Here is a 22,460-nt window from a genome sequence, read left to right as displayed (position 1 = left end):
TGATATATTTGCATAATGAAAGATAAAAAAGAGGGAGCTATCCCTCTTTTTTTTATAACAAAGAACACTCCTTATGAAGATTCTGAATCAATTAATCTCTCTTAAATATTTTAGCTTACTTATTAAGACTTTGGTTCTTTTTGTTCTGTTTTCATTGATATATATAGGTTTTTCTGCTCACGCGACTGAAGCTGGTTTTTTAAAGCAACTCAGAAATTTCAATTTGGCTAACCTGATTGTATGGTCGTATTGGTGGCCATTTTTGGTAATCTCTTCTATCTTTTTCGGTAGAATTTGGTGTATGATCTGTCCTATAGAAATGATAACTTCATTTGCATCACTAATCGGATTAAAAAAAGAAAGACCAGCATGGTTAAAGTCAGGCTGGATGATCACTATTTTTTACGTTCTAATTCTGTTTGTAGGAATCAATGGCTTTGCGATTCACCGTAGTCCCATGTATATGGCTATTTATCTTTCGGTAATTGTAGGGCTTTCTATTTTGATCGGCTTAATTTATAAGAAGAATACTTTCTGTAAATATGTTTGCCCCATAGGGATTCTTTTAGGCTTGTATTCTCGTTTTTCATTTTTGGGATGGCGAGTAAAAGCTAACGATAGCTGTGTATCCTGTAAAGATAAATCATGTGTTAGTAAAACGCATTTGTACAGAGTTAATGAAAAGAGTTGTGGTGTTGATTTATTTCCGAAGAATATTGCTGATAACGCGGAATGTATTTTGTGTGGAGGCTGCCGTAAAGTTTGTGATAAAAACAATTCTGAGAATTTTTCGACGCGTCCAAATCCAGGGTTTGTAAAACTGAAGCTTAAGGAAAGTTTGTTTTCGAAATTAGAATTGACAGCGGCCGAACTGGCTTTTACCATGATTATTTCTGGTTTTGTGATTTACGAAATATTAAGTGAGTGGTCGGTAACTAAATCTATTTTAATGTTTACCCCAAAAGCTTTAAACAACAGCTTAGATATTTCAAATCATTTTGTCGCTGGCTTTTTAAAGTCTGTCGTATTGTTTGTTATTTTCCCTTTTATCATTTGGACTATTCCTTACATTATCAGTAAAATATTCAGAGAGAAAATTTCATTTCTTCAGTATTTAAAATCATTTGCTGCCGGATTTCTCCCTATTATGGCTGCCGCTCATTTGTGTAAGGCTGTGTTAAAAATGACATCTCGAATTCCGTATTTTGAACATGTGTTTTCGAATATAGACGGCCTACAAAACACGCAACTATTTCTTAAGGGACAAATTAGCATGTTTACATTGGGGCAACAGCCTCAATTAATGATATCGGTTCTTTTAGTCTTATTAATTGGATTAGGCATATTTGTCAGTAGTATTACGATTAAGAAACTCAATAGCACTTTAAATATTAAAAACAAAGCTGTCATGTATTTGATTCCTACTGTTTACGGCTTGATATTTTTAGCAACCATTCTTCAATGGAGATTTCAATAAAAGGATATTATAAATATAACTAACTGGTGCTTTTGTATCTATTGGAAATAAATTAAAGAGGTTTAGGAACTTTCCTTTTTTTCAGATTCTTAATGCTAGTTTACACATTTAAACTAAATAATTTGATCAAGTAAAACAAAGAAAGCTGTTCCTAAATGAACAGCTTTCTTTGTTTTAATATTTCACCATTTATTAAATAAGCCCTCTGGCTTTCAATTCCAGATATTTATTGAGCGTATTGATCGTGACATTTTGTGGATCGCTCATTAGCGAATGAATACCATATTTTTCTAATTCTTTTACAATTTGTTTTTTGTCATAAATGAATTTTTCACCAATGGTTTTGATATAAATTTCTTCCTGTGTCTTAGCTGGTTCTTTGATCAATTCTTTAATTTCGGAGTTAGAGAAGAAAATAACGACAAGCAAATGATGACGCGATAAAGCTGTTAGATAAGGAAGTTGTCGTTTCATCGACTCTAAACTCTCAAAATTGGTGAACAGGATTAAAAGACTTCGTTGCGGTATACGACGACGAACAGTAGCATGTAACAATTCGAAATTAGGTTCAGAATAGGACGTTTTCTGATTGTAGAGTACTTCCATAATTTTTAGAATATGGGTGCGCTGGCTGTTTGCTGGCACAATAGCTTCAATCTCCTTATTGAAGGTTATCAATCCTGTTTTATCTTGTTTTAGACTGGCTGTGTTTGAGATAACCAAACTGGCATTAATAGCGTAATCTAAAAGAGATAAGCCATTAAAAGGCATTTTCATCGATCGACCCATGTCTATAATTGAGTATACGGGTTGTGATTTCTCATCCTGATACTGATTTGCCATTAACTGGCTTTTTCGAGCTGTAGCTTTCCAGTTGATCGTTCGAAAGTCATCACCTCTGACGTATTCACGTATCTGATCGAATTCCATTTGATGCCCAATTCGGCGAACCTTTTTTACGCCTACTTCACTTAATCTATTCGAAATAGCTAAAAGTTCATACTGTCGCATTTGCATAAAGGATGGGTAAACAGGTAGAGTCCTCTTTTGTTCTTCCTGATATCTGCGTTCGAGGAAACCCAATGTTGTCGCAGCAAACAAATTGATATGCCCAAATTGATATTCGCCTCTTTCTACCGGTCGAAGATTATAGCTAATGGTTTTTCCATGTCCTGCTTTCAATCTGATAATCGATTCAAAATCCCTCATTTGAAACTGAAGGGGTACTTCATCTATCACCTTTATGTTTACAGTAAAGGGGTAGTTGTTCTCAATATTTATATCTATTGGATTTTCATCTCCATTTGATAACTTTTCAGGGCAAATTCTCTTCCCGGATAGTCCTTTTTTGCTACGATATAGCATTAAACTATCCACAACAACTAATGCCAAAAACAAAAGAAGAATGATTTTAGCAAATGGGAAAAGTAGTGGGATAAAATGCCCAAGGAGAGCTAGAACGATAATGCCGATCATACTCAGATAGAACCGTTCGGTTAGATATAGTGATTTGATGAAATTCATCTGCTTTCTTTTGTATGCTACAATGAAATAGAGGTGAAGCTCTTTTCGATTTGAATTAATTGATCTTTAGTGTTAACGAGGAACTTCAATGCCTTCGATAATTTGAGACATGACTTGAGCAGAACTGACACCTTCCATTTCTTTCTCAGGAGTTAGAATTAAGCGATGGTGCAGACATGGTATGGCCATTTCAAGTATATCTTCAGGTGTCACAAAATCGCGTCCCTGCATGGCTGCAAAAGCTTTGGAAGCAATCATTACAGCTAGAGAAGCTCGAGGTGATGCACCTAAAAGCAGGGCTGGGTGATTCCTTGTCTTGTGAACAATCGTAGCGATGTATTTGCGAAGATTCTCATCAATATGCAAAGCCTGTATGCGATCTCTAAAATTGCATATCTCATTTACACTTATTAGAGAACTTACTTCTTCCATATCACATCTCCCTTTTCTGTCGTGCTTGGTGTTGAGAATCTCCAACTCTTCTTCAATACTTGGGTAGCCCACTTCGATTTTCATCAGAAATCGATCAAGTTGTGCTTCAGGAAGACGATAAGTTCCTTCCTGATCGATAGGATTTTGAGTTGCTAGAACCCAGAATGGATCATCCAGTTGATAGGTTGTTCCATCCATACTAACCTGATTCTCCTGCATAACTTCGAATAATGCTGCCTGTGTTTTAGCAGGGGCACGGTTGATCTCATCAATTAGGACAATATTTGAGAAAATAGGACCTTTATTGAATTCAAATTCCGATTTGGCCATATTAAATATTGTGGTTCCTAGAACATCGGAAGGCATCAGGTCGGGGGTGAATTGAAGACGCGAAAAATCGGCAGAAACACATTTTGCCATTAATTTTGCAGTAAGTGTTTTTGCCACTCCTGGTATACCTTCAATCAGGACATGTCCTTTGGAAAGAAGACATACTATTAAAAGGTCGAGCATTTTCTCCTGACCTATGATTACTTTTCCAATCTCCTGCTTTATCTGATTTACTTTTTGGTTTAGATCCTCAAGGTCGATTCTATTTTGAAATAGTGTTTTACTTTCCATTTGTTATGTGGTTTAATCTTATTGACAATTTTCGTAAATGTATTCTATTTTGGCGTGGAAGTTTTCGAGATCCTCGTCATTAATTTGTTCTTTTTTTAATAGCAAATCTGCCTGCTCAAACAGTAAAATTAGTGTTCGTTCCGATATGCTTGAGCGCAAACTGAGTTGATGCAGGTATTTTTCTTTATCACCATGCAGTTCTATATGATATTTACTTCGTAGATATTCCTTTAAATACAGAAATTTTTTTTGTGCAATATCCTTATGATTCTTTCTATTATAATAGAGGCGCCCCACGGTATGAATAAAGTCCAGACTACTGTTTTTAAGTGCCTTGATTATGGGGATGCTTCGTTGTTGGCGTTTGCCATTGAAGTACATAAAAAGAATCAAGCTAATAATAAGTAAATAGTAGGCCAATTTTATGGGAGGGCTACTAAGGATATATGATAGAGGAGATTGGTTAGCATTTTGTGATAAAGGTTTGTAATACTCATCCCAAATTGCTGTTTGTTGGGGCAAGTAACTAAAAGCTTTATAAACCAATTCTGCATTGTTATTTAGGAGTAAATTGTAGTTTGTAAATGCGAGAGGTTGAGTGTGGTAAAATATATTCCCTTTTCCAAAAGGAATTTTAATGAATTGAATATTGTTTTTATTGTCTCGTCCTAAAACGACAACTTTTTCTTTTGGAAAGCCTACAATTCGGCTTCGTCCGTGTCCTCTTTTATATAAATACGGTTGTTTGTTATTGAGTTCTGAGCGCTCAAAATGTTGTTTCTGCTCTTTAAGCTTTGCTATATTTTTCCAATTTAAGTTATCCTCGATCTTTAGCTTTAGAGTATCAGCAAGGTAATCTCCAATAAAGTCGGCAGCTATGAAAATCTGATTACCTATTTCGGCCATGTGAAGTAATCTTTTACCATCCCAAGGGGCTAAAGTCAGATTTTTTGTAATATAGATGTAGTTTTTACCTGCATTAAGACTATCCTCTGCAGAATAGTTATAGATGGGCACAGATCGAATTCCAATTTCTTGTTGGGGAAATATATCTTTTTCGATAAGTTCAACTAAAATCTTGTCTCCAAAAGGCCTTTGGTCATCTTTGTTAAAATTAGGTGTCCAATCGAGAGGTTTAGGGGCAAACAGCTCCAGTAATACGACAAGAATAAGCAGTATTAAAGCAGGAATCATGTTTTTGGAGAAGTGAAGCTTCATATCTTTTGGGATTGTGATCGTTTTTTGTGCAAATAAATTAGCTCGTTTTCATCTTAATACGCAAAGTGATATTTCTAATTTTAAGCCGAAGCAACTGGTTTATCCTTGTTTTGCATGACTTTTTTCATATCAGTAAAATCATTTTGAATTTGTATATAATCACCTTCTAAAATGGGGAAATTACCATACCAAATAGCTTCGTAAAGACGAGTAAGATCCTTGAAATGTTTATTAAGATCTTGATCTTTTATCTCATATTGGTAATCGCGGTTGGTTTTTTCCGGTTTCCAATGGATCCAGCCCGAATCGCTAAGTAGTTTCAGTATTTGCAAAAAATGAAATCGAGTAGCGAGGCGGTATGCTTTATTCCCAAGAGCTTCGGCAATCATTTTTTCCCAATCGGTTCGAGTTGGATCTTCGCTTAAACTATAAGACATTGGTAATACAGCTTTTTTTGGGCGAAACAATCCCGTTAGGGTACCTCTCATAAGCACGACGATAAAGAAAACAAATAAACCTCCAATCAAAATATAACGTAGAAACCATAGAAAACTAAGCGTTTTAGCAAAGCTTGAAATGAGTCGAGAAACCCACCTTTTAAATCGTTGCCAAGGTGTTTCTTGTTCTACAGGCTCCAAATCGTAGATATATTCTGGCATCTGACGATATTCTTCAATAAGACCATGACCAATTTCCTTCTTCCAAATTGATTCTTGTCCATGATCGAAATTAAGAGTATCAGCAGTTTGATTTTGCTGGGCAAAAGTAATTCCAGTTCCTGCAGTTAAGAGGAACCAGAATACCAATAATATGTATCGAAAGTTATTATTCATTTCCACCTATGGTTTCAAGCTCTTTTAGAAGATTAGCACTCTCTTTTTCTTCCACGAGGTTGAAGTATTGGAATGCTATGCCAATTATAGGGAGTGTTTGAAGCATTACTGCCCCGAGTGATGCTATTGTATAAAGTAATATCATTAAAGGCTGGTTAAGTTCCATACCTCCGTTTTGTGACATATGTAGAGTAGAAATACCTTGGTAAATTGTTACAGGAATTCCAAAAAGCATTTGTAATACACCTGCAATCAAACAAACGATAAACAGAATAAGAAATGTCCACCACCAATTACTCTTAATTAGTTTAAAACTACGGCCTAAAGCATCGCCTAAGGATATGTTTTCGAAAACACGCATAGGTAATACCAAACCAAAGCATACACCTAAGAAAATACCCGGTATTAGGAAAAACATACAGCCTACCACTGTTAGCAAACCTACAATAAAACTGGTCCATAAAATTTTACGGATATCCTTTATCAATTCTGTTCCCACGCGTGCTAAATCGAATTGAGATCCTTCGGCTTGGTATAATTTCATATACTCCAAAATAACACCATAAACCATGGTATATGATAAGAACATAAAGAAGTAACTTAATAGCATAGCAGAACTGAAACTTGCGAATGGATCAAGAGCGTTTCCACTTCCCAATGAAGATAAAAGCTTATAGTTCGCTATAGAAGAGCTAATACCGAATAATAGTGCGAAAGGTGCAGCATAGATGATTAAAATTTTAAAAATACGTCCAAGATTCTGCTTTAGAAACAAGAATATAGCGCTTATAACATCACCAAATTCACGCTTCTCATGCAGATTAAGATAGTTTTCGTTCATAAATTAAGTTTTAATAGATAGTTAAAATTAGTTTCCAGTGTTTAGCAGCTTTTTGTCTGCTTTTATCAATTGGTAGGGGTATATAATAAAATACCAAACTATAAATGTAAAAGAAAGTAGAATGATGATCCAACTTATAGTGATTGGCATTTCGGTATGTCGAGTAACAAAGCCTTCAAGAAAGCCAGCCACTATAAATAGAGGGACTGTTCCAACGACTATTTTTAATCCTTTTTTTACGCCGATATTAAGTGATGTTTTTCGCGGAAGGGTTTTTGTGAAAATTAAACTGTTGCCCATGACCATACCTGCACAACCAGCTAAAATGATTGCTGATATTTCGAGAGCACCATGTATCCAAATAACACGAGTTGATTCCCAAAATAGATCATGTTGAACGAAAAAGTATTGAAAACTACCTAACATCACCCCATTTTTAAAGAGCATGAAACCGGTTCCAAATGCAGTAAATATGCCAAAGAGAAATGCGATAAAGGCTACTTTTACATTATTAATTGTAATTTGAAGAAACATCATTGTTTCTCCACTTTGTTTGTAAACTGCTAAAGGATCTCCTTTCTTAATGTTTTCGATTGTCATATTCACGTAATTATCTCCCATAATGATGCGAACAAAATTCAAATCATTTTTAGCAGATATTATACCTATAAGCATAGATACAACAAAGATTAAGAAAGCATAAAGCAACTGTTTCCTGGCACCGTACATGATTAAAGGCAATTCTCTTGTCCAGAACGTTTTAAGACGTCCGGTTTTCATTTTCTTATTTTTGTATATATGTTGATGAACTCTGGCAGAAAGCTGATTCAGATAGATCGTTGTTTCTGATTCAGGATAGTAGGTTTGGGCATATGATAGATCATCGGTAAGTTGAATGTACAGGTCAGCTATATTATCACTCTCCATTTTCTTTGGATTGTTTAACATGTCTTCAAATGTTTTCCATCGATTAGCGTTGATATCTAAAAACACAACTTCCTTCATACTTTCTTAATTTGTATTAGCATTCCCATTATCATTAATAAAGAAACATATTTGTTAGTTATCATAGGAGCTTGAAATCAAGAGTTTTATTCTTTTATTTTATGATCTGGAAGAATATATGCTTTGATTTTTCTTTATGATAACTATCTTAGCAAAAGTAAAAAATATTATTAGAATGGAAAACATAAGAGTAGAAACTTCTCAAAACGTACAGATAAGTTATAAGGTTGCCAGCGTAGGAGAAAGAATTGTAGCATCCTTATTAGATGGATTATTTTTGGGTGTTTTATTTATGATATTGGCATTTATTTTAGGTTCTGCGGGAGGTTCGTCACCATACTTAATTGTATTTCTCATTGTTCCCATGTTTTATTCCTTGCTATTTGAAACCTTTATGGATGGACAAAGTCCAGGAAAAAAAATTATGAAAATTAAGGTAAGCCGAATTGATGGTGGTGCTCCTAGATTTAGTCATTATTTTGTTAGATGGCTGTTTCGTTTTGTAGATATGTTACTAACCTCTTATGTCTGTGCTATACTTACAGTTGTAATAGGAGGAAAAGGACAACGTTTGGGTGATTTACTTGCTGAAACATGTGTCATTCGTATTGGAAAGAAAATTCAATTGGAGAATACGATACTCGAGGAGATACCGGAAGATTATGACTTGAGTTTTCCTGAGGCAAGTCGATTAACAGAAAAGGATCTGCGTTTAATTAGAAAAGTTATAATACAGCTAGAAAGCCTTGATGATCCAGTGGAGAAAGTTCAATTTGGTTTACGTGCTCGTAAAAGGGTGATGGAACAGTTAGAGATTGTAACTCAGATGAAACCCGATTTGTTTTTTGTATGCTTATTAAGAGATTATAATTATTTGTATCGTACAAAAAAAATGTAATATATATGAATCATAATGAGGAATTGTAAATATATATAAAGCTGTACTGAAAAGTGCAGCTTTTATTATTTGCTCTATGCATGAATAACTTTATATTTGCGCGATAATATAGACATTGAAGAAACTCATGATAGATACTCTAGAACAAGGATTTTTTGGAATAGGCATACAGAATGGAAAAACACCTGAGAATTTGGGTGTGCTTTGGCGATCGGCTCAGAATATGGGTGCTAGCTTTATATTTACAGTAGGTAAACGCTATGCAAAGCAAGCTTGCGATACCCACAAGGCTGTGGGAGCCATGCCATATTTTCATTACGAGAATTTCGACGATTTTTACAAGCACCTTCCTAAAGGGGCTGTTTTAGTAGGTGTTGAACTTGATGAAAAGGCAGTTGCCTTGGAAGAATTTAAGCACCCTCGTCGCTGTGTTTATTTGTTAGGTGCTGAGGATAATGGCCTAACTAAGAATGCCATTGATAAATCGCATCATTTGGTGAAGTTTGATACGCCTTTGAGTGTGAATGTATCAGTTGCAGGTAGTATTATCATGTACGATAGAAACTTGAAGCAGAAGTTCGGAAGTCTTGAGTTAAAATTATAAAGCAAATTCTTTGGCTCTATAAGCTTCTACCTTATTTATTAGGTGATGACGAAGCGGGTCCAATTCTACTTTTTTCTTTTGAAGAAATGAAAAGCGGAATGGGGCATGTTTTTCAATGTTTTGAACAAAGGCTTCACTAAAATCGGCTTGATTCTGATAGACAGAAGCCAAAAGTAAGAAACCAAAACTGCGCTGGATAAGGCCTTTAAAAGAAAGTTCATTAGGGTACCATTTCTCAATATTTTGATAGAAGGTTTTTCCCAAATAATAAGTTTTACAAAGCAAGTGGTCTAACTTAGTTGTTGATAGATTATTAGAAAAATAGGTCATGATACCTTCTTCATAATCATCCCGGGCATCTTGCAAATCATCCAGAATTTGAAGATAAGCTCCATATTCGTAGAGAAAATGGTATTGATTTTCATCCAGATTACCCATAACCAAAAAGCCATCAGCAATAACCGAGGTGGCTCCCTTGTCTATGCAAATTTGAAAACGCTCATCTTCTGACAAATCTGTTTTTGTATTCACCAGTTTTAAGCTTTGGGTTTGCGCATGGTGAATGGCTAACAAACTTTCGAATAGTTCAGGATGTGTTTTTCGTTCAAACTCACTTTCTATCATTCCAACTAAATCGAAAATTCGACTTTCTATTAGAGACATAGCGTCAACAGGTTTGCCATCTAATCGAAGTGCAAAACGTTCGCAGAAATCTAGTTTTTCATTCTTACTTATCGTTGGCGTATCAATTAGGTTATCTGTGTAGGGATAGAGTAAGCTATATGCCAAAAGTGAAGGTGTAATCTTGATTTCTTTCCCAAAGAAGGATTGCAAACCAAGCATAACCCATACGTTACGCAGGGCTTGGAAAATCTCACTCTGACTTAGTTCCTTGTCAAACTCCCAGGCCTTTCGAATAAAGTCTTTTGTGGCATTAAGCATCTCATTAGAGAAGATGAGCGTTAATTGCTCATGAGGATAAGCTAAATTCTCTTCAAAAAAGACCTTAGATCGCTCTAGTATCTTCGTTTTGTTGGGTTTCTGATACTTAAATTCCTTTTTTATAACACGCAAAAAATGATTGAATTTGATCTCCCAAATTCGCTTTTCGATATATGAGAATTGTCTCTTAGACTCAGGGAAATGATCAGGACAATTCAACCATTGGGCCGTGTATTCATTTTGTATTCTATTGCGCAGGGCTGAATGAAAGGTCATGATGTGTTTTTTTTGATTCTGAGATTCGACTTATAACAAATAGAATAAAAAATGATGGAGTAGAAAATTAATATCGCTGTAAAAGTCAATTTACAAGTTCAAGTTAACATTTCTAATGATTAGAATCATACTGATTGATTTAAACCTAATATAACTCTATCTAGTTTATCAATATCTTAAAAGAATTATTCTATTGGAATATGAATGAATATTTTTTTTGTTCAAAAGAAAGCTTTGTATCTTTAATTATTCAATCATTCAAAATTTCTTTTGAAACAGCTACTTGTATATCTATTTGTTGTTCTATTCTCGATACAAAGCTTTGAGCAAATTATCATTCGCTTGAACTTTCGCTTGAATCAAGATTATTATGCTTCAATCTGTACAAATAAGGATAAACCAGAATTGGAATGTAATGGATGCTGTCATTTAGAAAAACAGTTAGAGCAAAATGAAGAAGAGAAGTCATCTAATGAAAAAATATTAGTTAAGAAGGTATTTGAACTCATTATACCTAATGATATACTGGATACTCCGAGACCCGATTTAAAAGTTATGGAGAATGATTATCTAGTATATAACCAGTTCTGTCCTTCTCTGTATTATTATGATATTTTTCATCCTCCACAAATTTAATTTTAGAAAATTCTGAAATGAGATCTATCTTAATCTAGACCTCCATTTAAACTCAATTTTATTTGATAAAACCTTCCATAGCCTCGTAATTAATGCTATCCGTTTTATTGATTCTTAGAATTTGTATGCTCGAGTGTTATGTTGTGGATGAAATAAATCGAAGATGAAACGAGCCATTCAGAATTCTTCTATACATAAAAGTCTAACTGTTATGGCGACTACCATCTGACCAAAGTTTAAAAATCTAAAACAAATGAAAAATATTATAATCCTTTGCTTCCTTATTATAGGTATGCAAGCTTATGCACAAAAGTCAATAAGACTTCAAGATAAGACGACAGGTCATTCAATTGCTAATGCTCATTTTTTATATCACAATCAGAAAGGGATATCTAGTGAAAAGGGGCTCATTTCTATTCAGCCCATTGCTGATGCCACTTTGCTGATATCTCATGTCAATTATGGGAAAATTGAAATTGGTAATAAAGCTGTACTTAGTGCGCTCAAATCAGGTGTACTTAACTTAAGGGAATCCTATATTTCTTTAATGCCAGCTACAGTAATTGCCAGAAGCAATCGAAAAGGCGATAGTCATGTTGTAAAGGTGAATAATAGCGATAAGCTTTCACATGATGCAGGTGATTTTTTGAATCAGAATGCTTTTATCGGTGGCATACGAAAGAGTGGTAGTTATGGCTTCGACCCGGTTATGCGTGGCTTTAAATACGATCAGTTGAATATTGTCATGGATAATGGTTTGTCAGCTACAGCTGCTTGTCCAAATCGTATGGATCCTCCGGCCAGTCAGATTCCATTGGCAATGGTTGAACAAGTCGAAATTATTAGGGGCCCACATTCTCTTCGTTTTGGGAACGCCTTGGGTGGGACGATTCATTTTAAATCCTCACCAGCTAGTTTTACTGATACAACTAGGCTGTATGGAAGGACTAGTGGAAGTTATGAGAGTAATGGTAATATTAAGCGTACAGAAGCGCTTGCTGGTATAAAAGGGGATTTCTATAATATAAATTTATTGGCAGCTTACAATGAGGGGGATGACTATGAGGACGGTGATGGGAATAAGATTCCTTCTAGTTTCAATCGTCGAAATATAGGTTTGAGTTCGGTCTTTAAGTTATCAAGCCGACAAAGCTTGAAACTTACTGCTAATAATAACTATGCTGAAGATGTAGACTTTCCAGCATTGAATATGGACTTACGTGAGGATGATACCTGGCTGATGAATATTCAACACAAGATTAATTTTAAAAATTCAGTACTAAATTCTCTCTCCACCTCATTTTATGGCTCTTTTGTTGATCATACGATGGATAATTTGGGGAAAAATTTAAGCCCACGTATGGTAAATGCTATTACCAAAGCAAAAACTAAGAATTATGGAGCTCGTTCCGAAGCCAGTTTTGAATTTAAGAAGAGTTCTCTTTTTGCTGGATTTGATTTTAAATCGGAAGAATCAGAAGGTAATCGTTCTCGTGAAATGTTAATGGGGCCAATGGCTGGCAACACCATTTGGGATAATATCTGGCAAGATAGCCGCATTAGAAAGTTTGGCTTATTTGGAGAATCTCATTTTTCATGGGATGAGGTCTATTTTGTTGCTTCAACACGCTTGGAGTTTAATCAGGCAGAAAGCCGTGATAAAGCGACAAAGTTTATTGATACCAATAAGGATGATCCATCAGATAAGTTAAACATATCGCTTAGTTTGGGCGCTAGTTATGACATTTCTAAAGAAGTTAGAATGGGTTTATGGTTAGGTCGGGCAGAGCGAAGCGGTAGTTTAACTGAACGGTTTATAAACTATCTGCCTGTCGATAGAGATCCCTATGAAAGAATTGGGAATACGAAACTAAAGTCGGAAGTGAATTATCAGCTTGACTATAATTTCACTTGGAAGAGGGAGAATTCAGAACTCTCAGTCAATTTATTCACATCTTATTTACGTGACTATGTGAGCTCTGAAATAAGAGAGGAATTAACCCCTTTATTGGCGACTGCTCCTGGCGTAAAGCAATACGTTAATATCGATAAAGCGATTATGCGAGGTTTTGAACTTTCGTGGTATCAAAAGATTTGTTCTGTGGTTTATCACAAAGCGAATGTGGCCTATACCTATGGCAAGAATAAGGATAGGAATCAGGCCCTAGCAGAAATACCACCTCTTGATTTGAGATATGCACTAGGAGGACATTTCTATAAAGATAAATTCCATTCAGAGTTCATGCTGCGTCATGTCATCAAACAAAACCGGATTTCTTCAGATTTTGGTGAAACGGTTAGTCCTGCCTTTAGTTTGTTAGATTTTAAAGCCTCCTATTCATTTAATGATAAAATGCAAATGATTGCAGGCGTGCGTAATATTTTTGATGAGGCGTATTACGAACATCTTAACCGATCGGTAAAAAGTAGTCAACAATCTATTTACGCACCCGGAAGAAGCTTTTACCTGACATTATTAATTGGTCTATTGTAAATAGGATTGTGATAAAATAAATACCGCGATAGCTAAATTATAGCTATATCGATTTAAGTGAATGCTTTTATATGAATAATACTAGACCTTTATATAGATTATGAATCTATTGTCTTTGTTATGCATAACTAATGAAAATTGTTAATGTGAATGTTCTTATTTTGTGTATTGTTTTGTGAATTATGTAGTTGTAGACTACTGTTGTTGTTATTTTATTTTCCTAGCTTATGTTCTATTTATTTTATTTATAAATTACAATTACTTTGTTTGTTTGCCTGATCTTGATCATATTGGATTGAGGGTCAGTATTTAGGATGTTTATTGCATCCAGAGAGTGTAGTTTTTAATGATTCTACATTGTTGAGAGCCTGTTCTAATTGGATTACAAGCTTGAGTCTGATTGAATATTGAAGACTGCGGTATACTTGTGTTTTGAGTGTTTATGCCTTGTTGTGTACTGTGTGTTATGTTTTGTTATCTTTTGAATCTAATTGTTCTTATGTTATTTGGTATGTTTTTTTTGTGTTATCAATTTTGTTCTTTTATGTTTGCTTTAGTGTGAGTTGTGATGATTCATATTAAATAAACCGATTAACTAACTTAATTAAACAATTACATGAAGAAACATTACTATTTAGGGATCTTATTAATGATCCTTTGTAGCTCGGCTTTTGGTCAGAATAAATTTCTGCCATTTACCCAAAGCAATCAACAATCTGTTGATGCGCTACAATCCATTAAACCCAGTCGAACATTGGAATCAATGCGTGCAGGGTATTTGCAAATCTCGTATACTTTTCCTGGCGCCATGCTTGCAGAAAAAGCAGAAAAGGGGGAAATGTATAATTTTTTACATATCGACCAATTTGGAAAATTAGGACAGGTGGGAGCCCCGGCTTTACCAATGCGTAACGATATGATTGCTGTATCAAAGAATATTCGCCCTTCGGTTGAACTTGTTGATTCTGAATATATCGACTATTCGGGTTATAATGTTCATCCGGCATTGGAATTGCCAATGGATACACAGGGTGCTCCTTCACCCAAATTTGAAAAGGATGCTTCGGTGTACGAAAAGGATGCTTTTTTTCCTGATAATGTGGTCAGTATTGTTTCTGATCAAATTATGAAGGATGCTCGTATGCTTCGCGTACAAGTTTGTCCGGTTCAGTTTAACCCGGTGACCAAGACCTTGAGAGTTTATTCAAAAATGGTTTACCAAATACATACTGGGACCGATAAAACTCGTGTGAATACCACGACGGGTGATTTGAATATTCTTAAGAGAATGGTTATTAACCCTGAGAATGTTCAACAGGAAACTAGGAATCTACAAATGGATTCAGAAGGTGATGATGCTTCTAAAGACTATATTATCATCACCCATTCCATGTTTGATCATGCGGCTAAAAAATTGGCATCATGGAAAGCTAGTCTTGGTTATAAAGTAGAAATTGTATCCAAAGATTCATGGACAACTGATGAAATTAAAGAGGCTATTCATAGTAGGTATAATACATGGATTCCTAAACCAAGTTATTTTGTTTTAATTGGTGATAATGAGCAGGTTCCTGGGATGAATTTGCAGACATCTAAAGGTGAAACATATGCTTCAGATTTATACTATTCATGTATGGATGGTGCAGATGATTATACGCCGGATATTGCTCATGGACGTATTTCTGTAGCAACAGTTGAACAATCTGAGGTTACTATTGACAAAATTATAAATTATGAGAAAAACCCTGTCGATGATGCGAGTTTTTATCATAAAGGTTTGAATTGTGCTCAATTTCAGGATGTATACGATGGGGAGGCTCCAGATGGTTTTGCCGCTCGTAGATTTTGTCACACAAGTGAAGATATTCGTGATTATGTTACAGCTCAAGGCTACGATGTAGATCGAATTTATTATACCGATTCTAAGAATACTCCTACCCATTTTGATAATGGTTATTTCTCAAATGGCGAGGCTTTGCCTGATGAGCTATTGCGTGAGAATGGCTTTGCCTGGGATGGAGGAGCTGACGATATCGCTACAGCAATAAACGATGGTCGCTTTTATTTATTCCATCGTGATCATGGTTATGCTGGAGGTACTGGTTGGGCTCACCCTGAATTTTTAACGGATCATATTGGCGACCTTAAAAATGGTAACAAACTGCCAGTGGTTTTTTCTATTAACTGTCATACAGGTGAATATCAATTACCTGAATGTTTTGCAGAGAAATTCTTAAGACAAAAAGATGGTGGTGCTGTAGCTGTTTTTGGAGCTGCATATTATTCTTTATCAGGTCCTAATGATGGTTTGTCACTTGGAATGGTAGAAGCTATTTGGCCTAATCCAGGTATTAATCCATCTTTTGGTACTGGAGCAGGTGTTACTAATCCAGATCCATCAGGATTTGAAAATTCGGTAACTTCACTAGGTGATGTTTTGAATATGGGGCTGATGCGAATGGATCAAACCTGGGCGCCAGGTGAAGCGAATAGATTGTATACCTATCGTTTATTCCACCTTTTTGGTGATCCAGCAATGAAAATGTGGACGCAAGCTCCTCAGGTTCTTACTGCTGATTTACCAGCAAGTGTTGAGTGTGGTGCAACTTCACTAACAGTGTTAAAGATTAGTAATCCTGATGCTTTAGTTACTGTAGTACAAGGTGACAAACTATTGGCTAAGGCAAGTGTTGTGAATGGTGCTGCTGAAATTAACTTTGCTGCTGTTGATAATATCGATAAGCTAGTAATTACTATAAGTGCTCCAAATCACCGTCCTGTGTATAAGGAATATGTAGTAGAAGGTTGTACTAGCTCACCTGTAGCTAGCTTTTCAGTATCAAAATCAATGCTTGTTTTAGGTGATAATAACCTAGCTGTTAAATTTACAGATTTATCAACTTACACACCTACTTCATGGTTGTGGGATTTTGGTACAACTGAAATTGAATTTGAAGATGAAACATCTGCTACATCTCAGAATCCTGTGGTTAAATTTTCAGCTAAAGGGGTTTATGATGTGAAATTGACTGCAACAAATGAGAATGGAAATTCAGAATTTGAAGAAGAAAAAGCAATCAATGTGTATGCAAGTACACAAGAAGTTTCTTGTTTTGGACAAACAACAAATCTAGATAATAATTACGGTATTGGTATCAAGGCTTTTGCCTTAAATACGATTAACTCAAGTTCTGGTTCTGCTGTTCAAGATAAAGGTTATAAAGATTTCTCTGGGATTCATTATACTACTTTGATCCCTGGTAAGACATATAAAGCTAAAGTTACCGTTGGTGGAACAAATCCTGAACGAGTAAAAGTTTATTTGGATAAAAATGGTGATGGTACTCTTGATGTAAGTGAGGAGTTAATTGAACTTGAAGATCTGAAAGGTGAGAATCAGTTTGATTTAACTGTGCCATATGATGCGGAGTTAAATAAAATGTTGCGTTTACGTGTGATTTCTGATTATACAGGTAATGCTATTACTGATGCTTGTTATGCTGCTGAAAATGGACAGACTGAGGATTATGCAGTTTTGATAAAGCCTGGTTTAGCAACAATTAAAACTTTAGAGTTTACAGAACGTGGATTCGATTTCGCGAAATTGAAAGCTAAATTTATTTCTGATGGTAGAGGTACAGTAACAGAGAGAGGAATTGTTCTTTCGAAACATTCTCTACCTACAGTGGAAGACATAAAGCTAGTAGATAATAGCTCGACAGAAGAGTTTGTTATAGAAGCAAAAGGTCTGGATAAAGGGACAAGTTATTCATATAGAGCCTTTATTGCTAATGAATATGGTGTTTCTTATGGAGAGGAACTTAGTTTCGAAACATTTTTTGGGGAACCAGATGCTCATGTTACTAAATTTGCTGCAGAGTTATCATTAAGTACTTGGCAGGCTATTTCTTGGTTAGATTCCAAAAGTAGCATTAAGCCTTGGGGATATATGATTAAATGGGCAAAAGACGATGCTGCAAATATTGTAGCGCCAGTTGATGGTGTTGTAGAAGAGGCAAATTGTATGTATGTCGATCCTGCAGAGGAATTTGCTGTAGCCACAGAGCTTGATTATGACACTCATTATTTCTATAAGATCTATCCTTATACCAACGACGGGATAAGTATCGATTACTATACTGATGGTGATGTACCCGTGATTGATGCGAATACGCTTCCATTTGGAGAATATCTGCCTTATACTATTAAGAGTGGTGAAAAAGGTATTACGGCTTTCCATTTAAATACCATAAATAACACTACCGAACGTCCTGAAGCTGGATACAATGATTTTACCAATATTTCAACTGATCTAAAACCGAATCAGTCGTATAAGGTGACAGTGTCTTTCGATCCAGGTGGAAACTACGAGTATTATTTGGGCGCATGGATTGATTGGAATCATGATGGTTGGTTCGATAGTGAAAGTGAAGTTGTAGATTTTGGAGCTCATTCGGGAGCAGGTACTTTATCGAAAATGGTTACTGTACCAGCGGATGCGTTAATGGGAGCGACCACTCTGCGTTTGGCTTATGGATATGGTAAAACATTACCAAAATCAAGAGGGAGTGTTAGCTATTATTCTGTTGAAGATTATGGAATCAATGTTGATATCAACGCAGTTGTTCCAGGTCTTTGGACAGGTAAGAATTCAACTGTCTGGGAAGATGCAGGTAACTGGGATGAAGGGAAACTTCCTTCTGTAACGACAGCTGTAATGATTCAAGCTGGGGATATAAATTACCCAGTACTGAGTAGCGAATCTCATGTTAAATCGGTGACAGTAGATGATGAGGCCAGCTTTACAATAGAAGATGGTGTTACATTTAATGTTGATGAAAATATTGATATTGCAGGAACTGTTATTATTAACGGTGGTGATATTGCTGTGACAGGAGCTTTCAATACGCTTGCAAGCAGTCAGGTTGATATTAATGGCGGTAACTTAAGTATGAGCTATTGGGGGCGTGAAGCAACCAGTGCATGGGTAAGGGGAACCATTAATTTAAATGCTGGTGTAATCACTACTGGAGATGCTAAGTTTTCAAGTTCTGGTGTAACGGGTGCCATGGCCGAAGGCTTTGTAATGAATGTGAGTGGAGATCTTGCAATGAGTATTACTGGATGGGCAGATCGCGTTCTAGGGCAGGTGAATATTTTAGCAGGTAAGCCTGTTCATACAATATTAGCTTCTGCTTCCAATGTCGATATGCAATTTAAAAACTTAACGGTAAATACGCCAGGCGAAACGGTATATTTGATTACTGATGAGCAGGAAACGGCGAAAAACTTCACAGTAACTGATAAATTAAATATCATTGCAGGTACTGTTATGTGTAAGAATAAGGCTATAGCTTTATCTACGCTTTCTATTAATGAGTTGGAGATTGCTGATGGTGCAAGTTTGGATATCAGTTCTACTTCAAGTTCCATTAAAGGGAATGCTATCGGTAAAGGATCTTTGGTTCAAACTGATGGTTCTTTGGTATTAAATGCTCTTGGTGATCAGACTTTGGATCTTAATGCAAACTTGTTTGACTTGTCATGTGAAGGTGATGCAAATGTCCTTGTTAAGAATGATATATCTATAGCAAGTAAACTTAGTTTGGTGAGTAACAATTTCGTTGTTGATGCTTGTAACTTATTCCTTGCAAAAGATTGTGAATTGGCTGCAACCGGAACTAAGCATGTTGAAACGATTAACAATGCTAAGGTAGAAAAGCAATTTGCTGGATCAATAGCAGACCAAAGCTTTGAACTTCCTATTGGAAAAGGAGCTGTTAGTTCTGTAGTGACTGCAAGTCTATCAGAAATGCCTTCGAAAGATGCTTCTTTGTTTTTCTCTTATGAGAATAAACAAGCTGAAGGAGTAACTGCTGCAGCAGCACTAAATGGAAATTGGAAGATTGATGGGGATGATATCATGAAAGCAATTCCTGTTGATGTTGCATGTTCTTTTAGTGGTTTTGCTTTCAGTGCAGAAACTTACTTCTGGGCTTATAAAACAAATGTTTGGAATACGATTTCAGCTGTTGAATCAGCAAAACCATTTAGTTTTTCTTTAGATAGTCCTGTAGCAACTATTACGGCTATGACTAAAGCGGATGCGCCAGCTGTTACGGTTTCTGATGCTTCGGGAAAGCCAGCAAGCGTTGTAGGTGCTGACGAAACAATGGAATACTTATACAATTTAACAGAATGGAAAGACTGCTATGCGGCTATGACCATTTATTTGAATGGAGATAATACTTTTGAGGTTCGTACTAAAGCAACAGCTACAGCTATCGAATCTTTATCGACAGGAGATTTAGATACAGAATCTAAAATTGATTTTGATATCATTCTTTCTAAGTATGAGATTGAAGAAAACAAAGGAGCTGACGCTTTAGTTGCCGATATTAAGGTATTGGGTGCTACAACTGATTTGGCAGTTTGTAAATATTCTTTAGCTGATGGAACTGAGGATAATGATATGTTTTCTATTAAGGATAAACAATTGTTTGCCAAGGCAGGTTTCGATTTTGAATCAAAGAGTATTTATAAAATCCAGATGGATGTAAAAGGAATGGATTCCCGTTCTTATACCATTCATGTATTGGATGTAAATGAAGCTCCTATATCGATAGCACTTGATAATAGTAATGTTGTTGAGAACACTAGCGTAGATGCAAAAATTGCAACACTTTCTACGACTGATCCAGATACAAAATCAACTGAGAAATTCATTTATTCTTTAGATGGAGATGTATTGGATAACGCCATGTTTACAATTATAAATGATGGCTTATACTTAAAAGCTAGCGCTAACTTTGAGGTGAAAGATTCTTACTCTCTTAAGATTAAATCGACAGATAAGGGTAGTTTGTTTATCTCTAATGAGTTTGAAATTACTGTGACGGATGTTAATGACATTCCAACAGAATTAATTGCTTCTTCATTGGAGATTCCTGATGATTTAGGAAAAGATGATGTAATTGCAACACTTAGTGTTACAGATGAAGATAAGGCTGACCTTTTAAATACGTTTACCTACGAGTTGGTTTCATGTATCAGAGAAGGCAAAGATAAACAGAATGCTGATGTACGTTTAGAAGGAAGTAATTTATTATTGAATACTTATTCTATATATGTATCATCTTACTCGTCCAATAATTTCCATTTAATATTTAAAGTAACAGAAGTGGAGAGTGGTTATACATTTAATCAGCCCCTAACTTTTGTAGCTGTAGATGTGAATGAAGCCCCATCTTTTTCTATGTATGGCGAAGTTTTGGAGATTGATGAAAACAAAGCTGCTGATTCAGAAGTCGGATTACTTGACACTTATGATTCTGACCGTGGAGATGAACTTACTATTGAGCTGCTTGACAATGCCAATGGAACTTTCAAAATTGTAGATGGAATAATTCACACTACAAGAGTACTTGATTTCGAAGAAAAAGCTAAGTACAGTATTACTGCTAAAGTAACGGATAAGGCTGGTTTATTCGAGGAAGATACTTTTACTATTACAGTAAAAGATGTAAATGATGTTCCTATAGCCAATGCTGGTGATGCAAAAATTGTGAAAGAAGGCGATGTGGTAGTATTGGATGCAAGTGCATCCACAGATCCTGATGCTAATACAACATTGACTTATTCTTGGACATCAAAAGAAGGTCTCGCATTAACAGGAGTTGAAACCGCCACACCAAGCTTTACAGCACCTGATGTGGATGCCCCAATCCCATATCATTTTGTTGTGACCGTTAGCGATGGCACATTGGAAGCTACTGCTGAAGTTGTGGTTACCATAAACCATATACCTGCAGTGAATCATAATCCTGTTGCTGATGCCGGCGAAGCTCAATCGATCAACGAAGGGGATGTAGTAAGTCTTGATGCAAGCCAATCCTCAGATGTTGATGGACAAGCATTAGCATTCTCTTGGTATTGTCAGGAAGGTGTTAAATTAACCGATATGAACTCTGCCAATCCAAGCTTTATAGCACCTGAGGTGGAGGTTGCTACAGCTTACCACTTTGAGGTGACGGTTAGTGATGGCTTTGTTGAGGAGAAAGCCACTGTTGTGGTTACGGTAAATCATGTAAACAAAGCTCCAGTTGCTAACGCAGGTGATGCGCAAACAGTAAACGAAGGTGATGTTGTAACATTGGATGGAAGTGCTTCTAGTGATGTCGACGCTAACACAACAATGACTTATTCTTGGACATCTGTAGAAAATCTTAATTTAACAGGATCTAAAACAGTAAATCCAAGTTTCACTGCACCAGCAGTGGTTGCAGACAAAGCTTATACTTTTGAATTAACAGTTTGCGATGGTGATTTGAAATCAACATCAATAGTTGTTATCACTGTGAAGAATGTAAATGTTGCTCCGGTAGCAAATGCAGGAAATCCACAAACCGTAAACGAAGGTGATGTAGTTAATCTTGATGCGAGTGCTTCTTCGGATGTTGATGCTCAAACTACTTTGACTTTCGCATGGGTTTGCGATGAGGGAATTACCCTTACCAATGCAAACACTGCAAAACCAAGCTTTACTGCTCCTGAAGTGGTTGCAGACAAAGCTTATACATTTGAGTTAACAGTTAGCGATGGTGATTTGACATCAACATCAACAGTTGTTATTACAGTTAAGAATGTAAATGTTGCTCCA

General features: G+C 35.9%; 13 protein-coding genes. 6 read left to right on the top strand and 7 right to left on the bottom strand.

Annotation, left to right across the window (positions count from 1 at the left end):
* Positions 1 to 73 precede the first annotated feature (73 nt).
* Positions 74 to 1,477, top strand: a complete 1,404-nt coding sequence (locus ACXR6G_RS19690) for a 4Fe-4S binding protein (protein ID WP_458363166.1) — start codon at positions 74 to 76, stop codon at positions 1,475 to 1,477.
* A gap of 192 nt (positions 1,478 to 1,669) precedes the next feature.
* Here the strand turns inward: ACXR6G_RS19690 and ACXR6G_RS19685 are convergent, their stop codons facing one another.
* From ACXR6G_RS19685 to ACXR6G_RS19660, 6 genes are all read right to left on the bottom strand, one after another.
* Entirely contained in the window at positions 1,670 to 3,001 is a 1,332-nt protein-coding gene (locus tag ACXR6G_RS19685; protein ID WP_458363165.1) for a DUF58 domain-containing protein, read from the bottom strand.
* Positions 3,002 to 3,073: 72 nt separating this feature from the next.
* On the bottom strand, positions 3,074 to 4,054 hold the full coding sequence (locus ACXR6G_RS19680) for an AAA family ATPase (RefSeq protein ID WP_458363164.1): 981 nt from the start codon (positions 4,052 to 4,054) through the stop codon (positions 3,074 to 3,076).
* 18 nt (positions 4,055 to 4,072) lie between these two features.
* Positions 4,073 to 5,272 (bottom strand): hypothetical protein, encoded by a 1,200-nt coding sequence (locus ACXR6G_RS19675; RefSeq protein WP_458363163.1) that lies wholly within the window; start codon positions 5,270 to 5,272, stop codon positions 4,073 to 4,075.
* Between the two features lie 80 nt (positions 5,273 to 5,352).
* A complete protein-coding gene (locus tag ACXR6G_RS19670) occupies positions 5,353 to 6,105 on the bottom strand; it encodes a DUF4129 domain-containing protein (protein ID WP_458363162.1) in 753 nt (250 codons plus the stop codon).
* Positions 6,098 to 6,946 (bottom strand): hypothetical protein, encoded by an 849-nt coding sequence (locus tag ACXR6G_RS19665; protein ID WP_458363161.1) that lies wholly within the window; start codon positions 6,944 to 6,946, stop codon positions 6,098 to 6,100. Before ACXR6G_RS19665 ends, ACXR6G_RS19670 begins: the two co-directional genes overlap by 8 nt.
* Before the next feature lie 27 nt (positions 6,947 to 6,973).
* Positions 6,974 to 7,951 (bottom strand): stage II sporulation protein M, encoded by a 978-nt coding sequence (locus tag ACXR6G_RS19660; protein ID WP_458363160.1) that lies wholly within the window; start codon positions 7,949 to 7,951, stop codon positions 6,974 to 6,976.
* Positions 7,952 to 8,126: 175 nt separating this feature from the next.
* Here ACXR6G_RS19660 and ACXR6G_RS19655 point away from each other — a divergent pair, with 175 nt between their 5' ends.
* The gene (locus ACXR6G_RS19655) at positions 8,127 to 8,849 is read left to right on the top strand and encodes an RDD family protein (protein ID WP_458363159.1); all 723 of its coding nucleotides are present in this window, start codon (positions 8,127 to 8,129) and stop codon (positions 8,847 to 8,849) included.
* A gap of 127 nt (positions 8,850 to 8,976) precedes the next feature.
* A complete protein-coding gene (locus ACXR6G_RS19650; RefSeq protein WP_458363158.1) occupies positions 8,977 to 9,453 on the top strand; it encodes an RNA methyltransferase in 477 nt (158 codons plus the stop codon).
* Here ACXR6G_RS19650 and ACXR6G_RS19645 read toward each other — a convergent pair.
* The gene (locus tag ACXR6G_RS19645) at positions 9,448 to 10,671 is read right to left on the bottom strand and encodes a class 1 isoprenoid biosynthesis enzyme (RefSeq protein WP_458363157.1); all 1,224 of its coding nucleotides are present in this window, start codon (positions 10,669 to 10,671) and stop codon (positions 9,448 to 9,450) included. The two genes, ACXR6G_RS19650 and ACXR6G_RS19645, sit on opposite strands and share 6 nt — an antisense overlap.
* A gap of 270 nt (positions 10,672 to 10,941) precedes the next feature.
* Between ACXR6G_RS19645 and ACXR6G_RS19640 the strand changes: the two genes are divergently transcribed.
* The 3 genes from ACXR6G_RS19640 to ACXR6G_RS19630 form a co-directional block, all read left to right on the top strand.
* On the top strand, positions 10,942 to 11,307 hold the full coding sequence (locus tag ACXR6G_RS19640) for a hypothetical protein (protein ID WP_458363156.1): 366 nt from the start codon (positions 10,942 to 10,944) through the stop codon (positions 11,305 to 11,307).
* 253 nt (positions 11,308 to 11,560) lie between these two features.
* Positions 11,561 to 13,801, top strand: coding sequence for a TonB-dependent receptor domain-containing protein (locus ACXR6G_RS19635; protein WP_458363155.1), 2,241 nt, complete (start codon positions 11,561 to 11,563; stop codon positions 13,799 to 13,801).
* Positions 13,802 to 14,417: 616 nt separating this feature from the next.
* Positions 14,418 to 22,460, top strand: an 8,043-nt coding sequence (locus ACXR6G_RS19630) for a C25 family cysteine peptidase (RefSeq protein ID WP_458363154.1), incomplete at its 3' end; no start/stop codon positions are given.

It is taken from the genome of Ancylomarina sp. YFZ004 (assembly GCF_054254355.1).
This window is presented reverse-complemented; position numbering and strand designations above follow the sequence as displayed.

Excerpts from the sequence above, each read along its gene's own strand:
- ACXR6G_RS19690 (WP_458363166.1), top strand. The coding sequence starts at position 74 with ATGAAGATTCTGAATCAATTAATCTCTCTTAAATATTTTAGCTTACTT.
- ACXR6G_RS19685 (WP_458363165.1), bottom strand. The coding sequence starts at position 3,001 with ATGAATTTCATCAAATCACTATATCTAACCGAACGGTTCTATCTGAGT.
- ACXR6G_RS19680 (WP_458363164.1), bottom strand. The coding sequence starts at position 4,054 with ATGGAAAGTAAAACACTATTTCAAAATAGAATCGACCTTGAGGATCTA.
- ACXR6G_RS19675 (WP_458363163.1), bottom strand. The coding sequence starts at position 5,272 with ATGAAGCTTCACTTCTCCAAAAACATGATTCCTGCTTTAATACTGCTT.
- ACXR6G_RS19670 (WP_458363162.1), bottom strand. The coding sequence starts at position 6,105 with ATGAATAATAACTTTCGATACATATTATTGGTATTCTGGTTCCTCTTA.
- ACXR6G_RS19665 (WP_458363161.1), bottom strand. The coding sequence starts at position 6,946 with ATGAACGAAAACTATCTTAATCTGCATGAGAAGCGTGAATTTGGTGAT.
- ACXR6G_RS19660 (WP_458363160.1), bottom strand. The coding sequence starts at position 7,951 with ATGAAGGAAGTTGTGTTTTTAGATATCAACGCTAATCGATGGAAAACA.
- ACXR6G_RS19655 (WP_458363159.1), top strand. The coding sequence starts at position 8,127 with ATGGAAAACATAAGAGTAGAAACTTCTCAAAACGTACAGATAAGTTAT.
- ACXR6G_RS19650 (WP_458363158.1), top strand. The coding sequence starts at position 8,977 with ATGATAGATACTCTAGAACAAGGATTTTTTGGAATAGGCATACAGAAT.
- ACXR6G_RS19645 (WP_458363157.1), bottom strand. The coding sequence starts at position 10,671 with ATGACCTTTCATTCAGCCCTGCGCAATAGAATACAAAATGAATACACG.
- ACXR6G_RS19635 (WP_458363155.1), top strand. The coding sequence starts at position 11,561 with ATGAAAAATATTATAATCCTTTGCTTCCTTATTATAGGTATGCAAGCT.